The following is a 13,125-nucleotide window of genomic DNA, read 5'->3' on the forward strand; positions in this document are numbered from 1 at the left end:
TTGCATGAACAAGAAGCGCTACGCCATCATTGGCGGCGGCATTAATGGACTGTCCGTCGCCCGGCAATTGTTGCTCGACGACCCAGGCGTGTCGGTAACGGTATTTGAAAAGGAAGCCGCGGTTGCGCAGCACCAGTCGAGCCATAACTCCGGTGTCGTGCACGCCGGGCTGTATTACGAGCCGGGCGGACTCAAGGCGCGCCTGTGCCGGCGCGGGGTGGAGCTGGTCAGGAACTACTGCCTGGAAAACGCCATTCCCTTTGACGAGTGCGGCAAGGTAGTGGTGGCGCTGAACCAGGAAGAGTTGCCGCGTCTGGACGCGATCTATAAGAAATCGATAGCCAATGGCGTGCCCGGCATGCGACTGGTTGACGCGGGCGAACTGCGCGAGATTGAACCGAACTGCGTCGGCATCCGCGCGCTACACTCACCGCACACGGCGATCGTCAGCTATGGCCAGATTGCGTGCCGCATCGCACAAGATATCGAGCAACGTGGCGGCAGCATCCGTCTTTCCGCGCCAGTAGCTCGCCTGATCGAGCTGGGGAGCCGAATCCATGTTGAACTCGATAGCGGTGAAGTGCACTCCGAGCACTTTGACTTCGCCATCGCCTGCTCGGGCCTGCAATCGGACCGGCTGGCCGTGAAGTCCGGCGACGAGGCGACCCCGAAAATTGTGCCGTTCTTCGGCCAGTACTATGTTATCGACGAAACGTTCAAGTCGCATGTCAAGGGCTTGATCTATCCGGTGCCGGACCCGCGCTTCCCCTTCCTGGGTGTGCATTTCACCAAGCGCATCGATGGTCAGATGACCATTGGGCCGAACGCCTTCATTTCGCTGGGCCGGGAAAACTACGACGGGCGCCGCCCCAACCTGCGCGACGTGGCCGATTTCCTGACATACCCTGGCTTCTGGAAGTTCGCCTCGCGTAACGTCGCGACCACGATGCGCGAACTGAAAACGGTTCTGAGCGAATCGGTGTTTGTGCGGGAAGCTGCCCGGTATGTGCCAACGCTGGCTGATGTGGCGGTGACGCCGTCTACGCGCGGCATCCGCGCCCAGGCCATGCAGTGCGACGGTTCACTGGTCGACGATTTTGTCATCCGTCGCCAAGGCAACATCACACACATCCGCAATGCGCCTTCGCCCGGGGCGACATCGTCGATGGCCATCGCCGAGTACATCGTGCGCGAAGTGCTTCCCAAACAGTAGCCGCGCTGCGCGGCCTAACTTTTCATACAAAACAACGACGCCTTACCTGGAGACTTCATGAATATTGGCAAACCCGATGTTGAAACTACTGAACAGGCCGCCAAGCGCCTGAAAAAGGTGGCAGCCGCGACCATCGTCGGCTCGATGCTTGAATGGTACGACTTCTACCTTTACGCGACGATGGCCTCGATTGTGTTCAGTAAAATTTTCTTCGATGCCTCGGACCCTGCCGCGGCCTCGATGGCGGCGTTCGCGACCTTTGCTATCGGCTTTGTGGCGCGCCCAATCGGCGGCATGTTGTTCGGCTATTTCGGCGACCGCTTCGGGCGCAAGAAGATGCTGTACGTGACCTTCTGCCTGATGGGCATTTGCACCTGCGCCATTGGACTAATTCCTTCGTATGCAATGATCGGCGTCTGGGCGCCGTTCCTGCTAGTCACCATACGCATCGTGCAGGGCCTCGGCGCGGGCGCCGAACTGGCCGGTGCCGCCATCACGTCCTATGAGCACGCGGCCGCCAACAAACGCGGCAGCCAGGGTTCGTGGCCGGCGCTGGGCCTTAACCTCGGCCTGCTGCTGTCGTCAGTGACGGTCTACCTGCTGACACTTGGCGGCGACGAATTCCTGATCTCCGGTGGCTGGCGCATCCCATTCCTTCTGAGCGCGGTGCTGGTCATAATCGGCCTGTGGGTGCGCAAGAAGTTGCCCGAAACGCCCCAGTTCGACCGCGTGGAAGGCAGCGGCGCGGGTGCCAAGCCGTTCAAGGAATTGTTCAGCACGAACATTATGGGCCTCGGCGTGGTGTTTTTCGTGGCAGTTGGCTACAACGCCATGAGCTATATTTTTAAGACGTTCTCGCTGGCCTACCTCACCCAGTTCAAGGGCGTAACGGCGAACGTCACCTCGCTTTCGGTCACCCTCGCCAGTATGGTTGCCATCGTCGCCGTGCCCACATTCGGCTGGCTGTGCGATAAGTACAGCAGCAAGAAGATTCTAGCCACCGGCGGCGTCCTCTCAGCCCTGTTCGCCTATCCGTTCATAGCGCTGCTGGGCAGCGGCGAGAACGCACTGATCTACACTGCCCTGATCATCGGCACCGGCATCCTGGCGCCGATGATGTTCGCCCCGCAGGGCTCCTACCTTAGCCGTCAGTTCTCAGTGCAGAGCCGCTCGACGGGGGTAGGCACCGCGCGCGAGATCGGGACCGCGATCGCTGGCGGCCTGGCGCCACTCTGGGCGCTGTCAATGGTGGCCAGCAGCGCGTCGCATCCGACCGGCGGCGTGGTACTGATCCTTGCAGGCGCAGGCCTGATAGTAGCCGTGGCCACACTATTCGACCAAGGCTATCGCTTCAGCAAGCACAAGAACTAACAGGATGGGGCTGCAGCGCTTGTACGTAAGCAAACGCGCAGCCAAGGCTAGTCAAAAATCCTAGGGAAGACTGAGTGTAAGTAAACTGTTCCTTTCATGGTAAGTGAAGCGCTTTTGTTAGGCGCCCAACTCTTATACCAATTCCAAATTTAACGAACGCATGTGTGGGCTGAATGTCTGTGTAAAACAGCGCTCTCGTCAGGAGGCGGTCATGCTTACGGCGATGATGGATAGCTCAATGATGATGTTTATCATCGCGAACAGAGTAAGTATTTGAGCGGCTGCTTTTGGGAAACGACAATTTCCGGTGTCAGTCGGAGACGGAAGTTTAGGTCCACGCGGACAAGGTCCGGTACCTGGCCTATAGCCGACGACGACGCAGTCTGATCTAAGTACATCAGGCGGCCAGAAGCGGACGTTGCAACCGCGCTTGGAAACGGGAGTCCTGATAAGGTTGAGATCATTTACGTCTTCACTGCTGAGCGCAAGAAATCGACAAATGCACGCACTCTCGCCGATAGGTGGCGGTTCTGGGGATAGAGGATCGAAAACAGGCGGGAAGGGCCGCCGTATTTTTTAAGGACTTCTACGAGGTCACCACGCCGCAGCGCGTCGCCCACTGCAAAGCGATATGTCTGATAAAGACCTCCGCCCGCGTTTACCCAAGCGACAGCCCCTAACGCATCGTCAAGTACACGCATTTTACTAGGTGTTTGGTCCCGGAGAGTCGTGACATTATTCTATCCACTGAGGAGGAAAGATCGTTATGGCAGACACGCTTCACGGCAGCGCCCGCACAACGCCGCGAATTCGAGCCGAGTTCCAAAGGTCGCAAGAAAAGACCGGTGTCCTAGCCCAGCGTTACGGGCTGAGCCGGACGACTGTTACAAAGTAGCGCTCCCGCACCACGACTGCAGATGCGCCCATGGGCCCGACGAAGCCCAAAAGCACAGTGCTTTCAGCTGCCGAGGAGGCTGGGATCGTGGAGTTCCGAAGAAGAACACTGCTGCCGCTGGATGACGTAATGGGCTGTCTTCGTAAAAGCATCCCGAAGCTCAGCCGTTCGAGCCTGCATCGGTGCTTGCTTCGCCATGGCATTTCCCGCTTGCCAGCCACCGATATTAAAACCGCTGACAGGGGTCAGTTTGCACCGACGGCCATTGGCTACGTGCATATCGACATTGCCGAGCTGCGCCTGGCCCAAGGCAAGCTCAACATGTTCCTGGCCATTGACCGGGTCTCCAAATTTACTTATGTCGAGTTCCGGGATGACCTTGGCAAGATGAACGGAGCTGACTTTCTGCGCAGCGTAATCAATGCTTTCCCCTACAAGATTCACACTGTCTTGACGGACAACGGCATGGCCTTTGCTGACTTGCCCAAGAACCGTAACAAGCCCATCCATGCCCTATTAGGCATGCATATCTTTGGCCGGGTTTGCAATGAAAACGGCATCGTCCACAAACTGACCAAGCACTATCACCCGTGGACGAACAGACAAGCCGAACGGATGAACCGGACCATCAAGGACGCTACCGTCAAAGTGTTTCACTACCCTGACCTGGAGAGCTTGAGAGCGCATGTGCTCGCTTTTATTTGCGCCTTCAACTTTGCCAAGCGTTTAAAGGGCCTGAGGTGGAAAACGCCTTACCAAACCATTGTTGAAACTTGGCAGAAAACTCCAGCTATATTCAAGACTGCCCCCCGTCACCTCATCCCGGGACCATTCACCTAATCTTGTTTAATGCGTTCATCAGCATATTATTAGTAGTCCTTTTCGCAGCCACGCGCTCATGCCGTATTCCTCGGCATTTGCTTGATTTTGTCCTATTTCTCAGATAGAGCAACCAAGATTGGCGGTCGGCACGGGAAAATGTTGCCGCGCCAGTTTGCAACGTCCTGCATGCCGCCGCCCTGAGGCTCGAATTCCGATCAGGATGTCCTCCCCGAACGCGAAGATGGTGTGATGATCAGTCAAGCTTCGTGCCCGAAGCGCGCACGACGGGAGCCAGCTTCGCGCGATCTGCTGCGTACTGGTCAGCCATAGCTTTAGGAGTGCCGCCCATCAGCTCTGCCCCGCTTGCGACAATCTTTTCACGCACCACGGGCTTCTCTAGTACCTTATTAATTTCAGCGTTCAGTCGGCTGATAATATTAGCTGGCGTGCCGGCTGGTACCATGACGCCCCATATGCTTGAAAGTTCCACGCTCGAAGCCCCGGTTTCGATATAGGTCGGCACATCGGGAAGGACGGGCGATCGCTGGGCCGTCGTCACTGCAAGTGCGCGGACCTTACCGCTTTTAATGTATGCCTGAAGGGTCGGGATGGAGCCCATGTACATGTCAACCTGGCCGCCTATCAGGTCGGGAACTGCCTGGGCAAGGCCCTTATAGGGGACGTTTGTAAGTTTAATGCCAGAACTCTTCTGCCACATTTCGCTGAGTAGGTGAGGCGTCGTGCCGATGCCTGGAATTGCAAAGGTCAACTGGCCCGGTTTGCTCTTCGCGGCCGCTACCAGATCTGCCAAAGTTTTATAGGGAGAATCGCCTTTCACTACGAGCACGGCGGCACCCCGCGCAACCATAACGACGGGCGCTAGGTCTTTCACAGGATCATAGGTGAGTTTGCTGTAGAGAAGAGGATTAAGCACTACATTATCCGTCTGGGCCATAACTAACGTATGGCCATCTGGTGCACTTTTCGCGGTCGTGTCGAGAGCAGCGTTGCCGCCGGCGCCAGGTTTGTTTTCAACTACGATCGTCCATTTAAGCGATTCATTAAGCTCGTTTGCAATAATTCGGGTTAGGTTATCCGTACCTCCCCCGGGTGGAAAGGGAACAACGAACTTGATGGGGCGGCTTGGATAGGCCTGAGAGAATGCGCAGGTGCTCCACACAACCAGAGAGGTGACGGCAAGGATTCGGCGAAGAATTGTCATATTGTCTCGAAAGTCAGCTGATACGGCTTTTTATTCACAAGGCACGTGCATGCTTAAACGTCAAGCAGAGGTCGGCAGTCTATGCCTAATGATTAACAAGAAATACTAGAAATGGCTTGAAATTCATATTGACACCGATAGAACCGATGTCTTTAGGCTTAGCGCGGAGTTTGGCTGCTGCAGCTATCAATTTCTTTTCCTGGGCAGTCAATCCAAGCCGTGGCGTTGAAACGTATCCGCGAGCTTCATTAACTCAGCCGTAGTCGCACCGTGTTCTATTGCTTTCCGTATTTGGTCTTCCTTTTGCTCGCGCACGCGGCTACTGGCAATGACGGAATCCACCTCATCCTGCGCAACGACTACAAGACCATCGCGGTCGCCGACGATAATATCTCCTGGGTGAATAAAAACATCACCCATCATGATTGGTATGTTGACCTTACCGGGTTGGTTCTTAGCCGTGCTCTTGATGGACAGACCTCGGCAGAATACGGGGAAACCCATTCCGATTATGGAGTTGGCATCGCGAACACACCCATTAATTACGAGCCCCGCGATGCCAGCCTTCATTGCCTGTAAGGTCAACACGTCGCCCCAAGGACCTGCCTCCATGAAGCCTTTTGCATCAACCACCAGCACGTCACCGGGCTTAGCCTTTAGCAACGCATAGTGCAGGATCAGGTTGTCTGCAGGACGTGCGTCCACGGTCAAGGCCGGTCCCGCAAGGGATGAAGTGGGATCGATTGGCTTCATGCCGCTATCGAGGGCGCCTTTTGCGCCTTGTGCCTCGTGAATGGTTGCTGCGCCGAAGTTGCGCAGTTCAGTAATCTGTCCTAGCGATGCCATAGCAATGTCCTGGTTAAAGTTAAAAATAGAGGCCTGTTACGCTTGTGTTGCATTGGAAAGCAACCATTGCAGGGCCTGATCAACACTCGGGTCGGCAATATCAAATGGGCGACGTTCTAGCGCACTCGCGGTGGCGAGAAATCGTTGCTCGACACCCGGCAGGATGAGTGAGGTCAGACCCTGTGTCGCGAGCTCTTGTTGCGCGTCATACACTTCGTGCGCGCGGCGCTTCGCATGGATGACGTGGGTACGCGCGGATATGTCGAATAAGGTTCGAAGTGGCATTTGATCAATGTCGCTGAGCTGTTCGTAAAGTTTTTCGCGCAGGCCTTGCGTCTCGGCGCTCATCAGCGTTTCGATGATGAGCGCTTCTAGGCCCTTGGTAAAAACGCTTCGCAAAATCTTCAAAGAGATGGCATCGCCGGCAGCACCGTCTTGAAGCACCTGGGCGCGCCCACCGACCTGCTCGAGAAGAGCCTGAAATTCCTCGGCACCCTCACCAGAAGCAAGCAGGGGCGTCCGTACCCAATTCAGGGAGATGGCGCTCATGATAGCCGCGTCAACATAGCGGATCTCCTGCTCAGCGGCGTAATGCGCTGCTCGGCGCTTGATGTTGGGACTTGCCGTCGTCAGGTCGGCAAGAGAAGTACCAGCATTCATATATGGCACAGATTGCTCAACCACGAGAAGTGCCTGAGCACCGGTTACGCACGATAGAACCCATTGTGCGGGTGCAAGCCATTCGCCTGGCCTTTCGTGAATCGGCAGTCCCCATGAGGAAGCAAGTTCGACAGCAGCCTTCGCCGGCCGTGCTTCACATAGACTCAGCTCAAAACCTGCTTCGTACAGTGGCTTCGCGTAGCAGCGACCAACTTCTCCTAGGCCAATAATCGCGATATGCATGTAGTCCCTTATCGTCAGTAGTGCGGCACAGAATACATAAAAAATACAAACATCACAAACTCTTTATAAATATACCATAAATGTATATTTATAATACAAATAAAATACTAACTAGCAGTGTAAGGCTTCCACTTATACTTGATGACAAAGTTCACGCAGGTTAAGATGTTCCAACGCAGACAATTTCCTAAAGGAACGCGACCGGATGCAACGTGGAAGGGATATGGCATATGAGGTGCTTAGGCACCGAGTGATCAGCGGATACTACAAAGCCGGCATACAACTAAAAGAAGAGCCTCTAGCGCGAGAGTTAGGCTTGAGTCGTACGCCAGTGCGCACAGCGCTGAAACGGCTGGTCGAGGATGGGCTGGCAACCGCCGATGTCGGACAAGGCATTCATGTTGCTGAGTGGAACGACTGGGAGATCGAGGAAACATTCCAACTCCGCATGCTGCTGGAACCGTACGCAGCTAGTTTGGCGGCTGAGCGAGCTAGCGACGCCACGCTGGCCCGTTTACGTGCAAGCAACCAGCAGATGGCGGCTGCTATCAAAGAAGGCGGTGTAGAGGCCATTATCAAGATCCAAGAGGCGAACCGAACTTTCCATCACACTCTGCTCGAAAGTGCGGGGTCGTCACGATTGCGGTCAATGCTCGAAACATTGATTGACATACCGATTATCGTTCGATCGTTTTACCTGAGCACTCCGGAGGAACTTGAGCAAAGCCTACATCATCATCAGGATCTCACTTTGGCAATCGAGTTACGCGACGGAGAATTGGCCCGTCAAGTAATGCAGTTGCACTTACGGATGTCATACAAGCGCTTTATACAACACCGAAAAGAGCACCGGGGCGCTACGGGTCAATAGCATCAGCAGTTGGAACAATGTTCTTTCATTTGCATGTTTTACATGCAAATGAAAGCCATCTGTAGATAGCGATGATGTTTTTTAATAACAGCGGCGGTTATGCTTTTAAGGGGTTGCCTACGAGGAAAATGACATAAACCTTTGCGATTGACGTTCGCAGATTGGCCCTTTAATTTCTATGTAGCCAGGTACGCTCCGTTGGTATTAATTTTTGCACTGGCCTGCACTTCGCTACGTACCACTAACGTTTGAGGATAGCCCAGCATGTAATCTATTGGTTCTCGACGTATCTTCATTTTGACAACGGCTACTTATAAGGTTATAGCTGCAAAAAGTTCATCATTAAGTTTAGTACGCGCCAACATTGACATTCACAGACTGGCATCCACTTATCTCTCATAGTTGATCTCACGTTGCTATAAGTAATACTTTCTTAAGTGTTAAAGTCATTTTATGCGGCATGGACTTGATTTATCTCGGTTGTAAAGTTCCGTCAACCAGATTTCAGTCAATTTACCAAAGTAATTCGGCTTCCAAATGATAATGTTTTCCTATGCATCTTCTCGCAGGTAGCCGCTATCTTCTAACCAAGGCTTGCCCGGAACTCCGGACACATTCCGTTTCCCATCCGGATACGTTACGTGCTAATTCATAACTGTTTGTTTAAGTCATTTTGTGGTCTGTGGTACTATCCGTCAACTAGATAGCCAGATAATGCGTATTTATGCCATGGATATTGAAAACATTGACTTAAATTTATTACGCATATTTGATGCGCTGATTCGGGCTCGGAATGTAACGTTGGCCGGAGAACTGGTTGGGTTAAGCCAACCTGCAGTGAGTTATGCTCTCAACAAGCTACGGGTGATTACTGCGGACCCGCTGTTTGTGCGCACTCCGAGGGGAATGGAACCTACTCCTCGTGCAGCGAGAATGGCACTTCCCGTGCGAGAAATTCTAGAAATGGTCAAAAGGGACGTATTCCTTCACGATGAGTTTGTTCCAGGGACGAACAATAAGTCTTTTACCATTAGCCTTTCCGACGTCGGTGAAACGGTGTTTTTACCCCCCTTACTTAAGCGATTGCGGATAGATGCACCGAATATAGCTATTAAATCAGTGTCAATGATGCCAGCACGTCTGGAAGAAGCTTTGAGGTGCGGAGATGTCGATTTGGCTGTTGGATATTTTCCAGATATTAATAAAGCTAACTTCTATCAGCAGCACTTGTTTTCGCACCCATTCGCATGCCTAGTCCGAATCGGTCATCAAATTATTAAAACCAAGTTGACCATGAAGCAGTTCCTTGATGCTAGCCATATCGTGATTCGACCCGAGGGACGCAGTCAGGAAATCTTCGAGCGTTATCTCGAAGAGCAAGGCATAAAACGGCGTATTGGTTTAAGCATTCCTCATTTTATGAGCGTTCCCTATCTATTGGCAGAGTCAGACATGATTGTCACATTGCCATTAGCGATAGCACAAATGTTTGCAAAGCATGGTGAACTAAAGATTTTACCCCTTCCGATAGAATCCCCAACCTTCGATCTCAAGCAGCATTGGCACGCTCGCTACCACCGTGATGCAGCAAACCAATGGCTGCGTCGTGTAATTTACGAGACCTTTTATAAATATCAATGGCAATAATTTCTTTGTCATTGCGCTCCGCGTCAATGTTTATCAGTTCAACTTTTCCTGCGGCCATTTGCTAAGGAAATGATCTTGTTAGCAGGTAGTAAAAAAGCCGCATCATGGTTTTCAAACTGGATTCTCGGAGTATAGGTTAGGATGTTCTTGCTTGCTTAAGAGTACGAAAAGGTATCTGGATTTAACCCTGTAATAGCGGACGCCGCTTTACACTATGCTTCATAAATGAGTATTGCGTTGAAACTCGCTTAGTGAACGGCAGTTCAGCGCATTATGAGGATACCGCTCATTGAAATGTTCAAATGCAATGTTAGATTGAGTGCCGCTATTGCCGCATCCGACTTCGGCATGAAGGCAAGATAGTCACGATTCATGGTCTTGACGAGGCTTTCGGCCATCCCGTTGCTCTGCGGACTATAGACCGGCGTCTCCAGCGGCTTCAAGCCTATCTACGTTGCAAACTCTTAGGTTTTCTTTGCAATATGGCCAGAACCTTTATCGCGTAGCCGTTTGATTTGTGATGTTTGCTCGAGTAAATTGCCGAAGCGGTTTTGCAGGGCTGTCAACATCACAGCAAGCGCTACATCGTCACTACCCAAGTCATGGCTTCCGGGCCGCAGCAGTTCAGGGTAAATGCCACCCGCAGCGGCTCACCATTCTCGCACTGGAACTCAAAGCCGTTAAAAGACCAACGTTGGTTGCTATTGGTGACGGCGACTTGGCCATTATGTTTGCGTTCAAGCTGCCTCGACTTTGCACGCAATTGCAGCAGTAGCCCGTGGACCCGCATAACACGATTAAATACGAAATATCTTTATCCATGAGATGGATTTTCTAAATCTACCCATCTGATTGACAAATACCGGAGCGAATCTGACAATCCTTCGGACGACAGCACTAAATTTGTAGTGAGCTTCCGACGTGGAGTGCCCACATAATATTGCAAGTAAAAATGGGGAACTGGCGTTCGCTATATTTATAGTAGCTGGCAGCAACAGGAGCCGTCTGCTTCCCCAAGTGCTCAGTCAAAAGGATCGAAAATACCAACCATATGTGATTGTTGAGGAGACTTGAGTGAATGGATTTACTAATTTTGATGTTCCTGTCCGTGGACGGCTTCTAAGCCAACGTGTGAAGATTGGGTCAGTTTGGGTTAGCATTATGGAGCCGTCGGTTGGATGCGAAGTTGCCTTCAATGAGTGGTATGCCGACGACCATTTTTACGCAGGCGGTATGAATTTACCTTGGATCTTCGCTGGGAGACGATGGATCTGCCCGCGCGAATACCAAGCGCTGCGGCTACCAGCGAGCAGTTCCATTGCTGAGCCGTTAAAAGCAGGCTGTTTCCTCCACTTGAACTTCTTTGCTCAAGGACACATGGAGGAAGCAACAACGATGCTAGGTGACACTATCGCTTCTCTAGCCAAAGAGGGCCGTATGTATGTCGACACTATTCTCAGACGTCACGTATTTAGCCGGCTTCAACCGTATGTGGGGACAGTGTACGCTAATCCGGAGGAGAACGGCCCGCTTGATATTCAAGCGCTGAGCTATCCATTCGATGGCGTCGTCGTAGAAATCTTAAAAGCTTCTCCCAATACAACTCGAGATGTGCTCCTTCAATGGCTGGCCAAGGAATTTATTCCAACGCAAATAGGGCCTACTGAAGCCGAGATGTGTTTAATCTGCCTTGACGCCGATTTGCCCGACACCGTAACGCGAAAAACGTCCCGCGTTCCAGCGATGTACGGAGATGAGGCAAACAGGCGCCTTACCTTGCTTTGGTTTGTTGAAAATGATCCAGCCACTAATTGGCAAAGACGTTTTGCGTCCCATTATGAGGTGATCGGCGCAACAGGACTCGGAGAGATCGAGTTTTCCAGCCCTTTCATCCCAACCCTCCCAGGCACAAATCGCCACATCGATCGACTAAGATAATACAGTGTATGTAAAAGTATAAAGCAGGGATTCATTTGCACAAGGAAGTTTCCTTGTCCATGCCAAAATTGATGTTCTCCCCCATCGTTTCAAATCGCGGGAAAGAATCTTCTTTATGTGAAGGCTATATGTGAAGGCTTTTATTACTATATACGTCGCTGCAGCAGCAAAGCCTAACCACTACCGATAACTTAACGGCCAGGCAGAAACAGCTCGACCCATACTAACCCGGCTTCCCACAAGTTGGGGCGGGTCAGTTTCGTCAGCCCGATCAAGATAGAGGTAAGTCACTGCAGCCCACTTGGAGCAGCGTGCTGGCTTGGTCGCTTATTGCAGTGGAATTTCTAATTGATCGTGCCCCACGATGACATTGCCGTTGAAATTCTTGCGCACGCCTTCAAGCCAATTCTGGTCCGTCAGCGTCGGGATACCGCCGGGAACGAAATGCGTCAGCACTAGATTCTTCACGCCTGCAGCCGATGCGATGCGGCCGACATCTTCGGTGCTGGTATGGGAATCCATCAGGTGCTTCAGCAACGTCTTCGCATTCGAACCTTTGATGATCTGCTCTAGGGCAGGAACGTACATGACTTCGTGCACTAGGTAGTCGGCGCCCTCGGCAAACTTCGCCAATGGCGGGAAGTAAGCAGTATCCCCAGAGAAGACGATGGTCTTTCCACCCTTGATTTCAAATCTCAGCGCATAGCTTTCGGTAATGGGCGGATGCAGATTGCGCAACGCGGTCACGCGCATCTGCTCGTTTTCCATCACCAGGCCTTCATCATACTTATGCACATTCACCATTTTCCGGAGATCGGGACGGCCCTCATCCGCCATCCGCGTGGTCAGGTCGAATTCATGCGCTTTCAGCGACGAAGCAATCAGGTTCTGCACCCCTTCCGGTCCGTAAACCGAAACAGGTTGCGTCATCTGGCCGGTCCAGGTCGAATAAAGAAGAGGGCCGGCTTCAAGGTTGTGGTCGGAATGGTGGTGGGTAATGAAGATGCTGCGTATCGAGGCGAGTGGGACCTTCTTTTCCACCAGCCGCATGGTCGCTCCGTACCCAACGTCGACGACATAGCTGTCCTGGCCGATGATGATGACGTTGGAACTCGGCACCTGGGTGATGTCCCGCACCGCGGGGCCGCCTTTGGTGCCCATCAGGATCAGCTTTGCGGAACCATTCGGTTGCGCGCCTGCGTCGAGGGGCAACAAGGCCGCGAAGCCAATGGCGGCAAGTGCCTGCATGATTTTTCTGCGTGAGGTCATGTCGTCTCTTGAATGATTCTTGATGAAGGAATGGCGCCGCGTGCAGGGCCCGCGGGACTTGTCTTTGGGCGCCAGTTAGGAACTGCATTGCGACCGGTCCGGCCGGACCGCTTGCCTTACGGCCGGGC

9 protein-coding genes and 3 pseudogenes are annotated in these 13,125 nt (G+C 52.7%); 6 read left to right on the top strand and 6 right to left on the bottom strand.

The features are described from left to right. Positions 1-4: 4 nt before the first annotated feature. Entirely contained in the window at positions 5-1,213 is a 1,209-nt protein-coding gene (lhgO, locus tag KTQ42_RS19315; protein WP_217347247.1) for an L-2-hydroxyglutarate oxidase, read from the top strand. Between the two features lie 57 nt (positions 1,214-1,270). After that, positions 1,271-2,584: an MFS transporter gene (locus KTQ42_RS19320; RefSeq protein WP_249223001.1), complete on the top strand. Its 1,314-nt coding sequence runs from the start codon at positions 1,271-1,273 to the stop codon at positions 2,582-2,584. A 464-nt stretch (positions 2,585-3,048) separates the two neighbouring features. On the opposite strand, the pseudogene KTQ42_RS19325 reads toward KTQ42_RS19320, so the two are convergent. Beyond that, positions 3,049-3,291 (bottom strand): annotated as a pseudogene (locus KTQ42_RS19325) (LysR substrate-binding domain-containing protein); the annotation flags it as partial. A gap of 59 nt (positions 3,292-3,350) precedes the next feature. On the opposite strand from KTQ42_RS19325, the pseudogene KTQ42_RS19330 reads away from it, so the two are divergent. Beyond that, positions 3,351-4,319 (top strand): annotated as a pseudogene (locus KTQ42_RS19330) (IS481 family transposase). A gap of 235 nt (positions 4,320-4,554) precedes the next feature. On the opposite strand, the gene KTQ42_RS19335 reads toward KTQ42_RS19330, so the two are convergent. From KTQ42_RS19335 to KTQ42_RS19345, 3 genes are all read right to left on the bottom strand, one after another. Next, the gene (locus KTQ42_RS19335; protein WP_217347248.1) at positions 4,555-5,523 is read right to left on the bottom strand and encodes a tripartite tricarboxylate transporter substrate binding protein; all 969 of its coding nucleotides are present in this window, start codon (positions 5,521-5,523) and stop codon (positions 4,555-4,557) included. Between the two features lie 207 nt (positions 5,524-5,730). Next, positions 5,731-6,369, bottom strand: coding sequence for a 4-carboxy-4-hydroxy-2-oxoadipate aldolase/oxaloacetate decarboxylase (locus KTQ42_RS19340; RefSeq protein ID WP_217347249.1), 639 nt, complete (start codon positions 6,367-6,369; stop codon positions 5,731-5,733). Positions 6,370-6,405: 36 nt separating this feature from the next. Continuing rightward, entirely contained in the window at positions 6,406-7,272 is an 867-nt protein-coding gene (locus KTQ42_RS19345) for an NAD(P)-binding domain-containing protein (RefSeq protein WP_217347250.1), read from the bottom strand. Between the two features lie 205 nt (positions 7,273-7,477). Between KTQ42_RS19345 and KTQ42_RS19350 the strand changes: the two genes are divergently transcribed. Continuing rightward, positions 7,478-8,143, top strand: a complete 666-nt coding sequence (locus KTQ42_RS19350) for a GntR family transcriptional regulator (protein WP_217347251.1) — start codon at positions 7,478-7,480, stop codon at positions 8,141-8,143. A gap of 729 nt (positions 8,144-8,872) precedes the next feature. Continuing rightward, a complete protein-coding gene (locus KTQ42_RS19355) occupies positions 8,873-9,790 on the top strand; it encodes a LysR family transcriptional regulator (protein WP_249223002.1) in 918 nt (305 codons plus the stop codon). Positions 9,791-10,009: 219 nt separating this feature from the next. Here KTQ42_RS19355 and KTQ42_RS24030 read toward each other — a convergent pair. Beyond that, positions 10,010-10,586 (bottom strand): annotated as a pseudogene (locus KTQ42_RS24030) (integrase core domain-containing protein); the annotation flags it as partial. A gap of 278 nt (positions 10,587-10,864) precedes the next feature. Here KTQ42_RS24030 and KTQ42_RS19365 point away from each other — a divergent pair. Continuing rightward, complete coding sequence (locus KTQ42_RS19365; protein ID WP_217347253.1) at positions 10,865-11,728, top strand: hypothetical protein; 864 nt, start codon at positions 10,865-10,867, stop codon at positions 11,726-11,728. Between the two features lie 327 nt (positions 11,729-12,055). Here the strand turns inward: KTQ42_RS19365 and KTQ42_RS19370 are convergent, their stop codons facing one another. Next, positions 12,056-12,997, bottom strand: coding sequence for an MBL fold metallo-hydrolase (locus KTQ42_RS19370; RefSeq protein ID WP_217347254.1), 942 nt, complete (start codon positions 12,995-12,997; stop codon positions 12,056-12,058). Between the last annotated feature and the right edge of the window lie 128 nt (positions 12,998-13,125).

This window comes from Noviherbaspirillum sp. L7-7A, from assembly GCF_019052805.1.
In the GTDB taxonomy this organism is placed as follows: domain Bacteria; phylum Pseudomonadota; class Gammaproteobacteria; order Burkholderiales; family Burkholderiaceae_D; genus Noviherbaspirillum_A.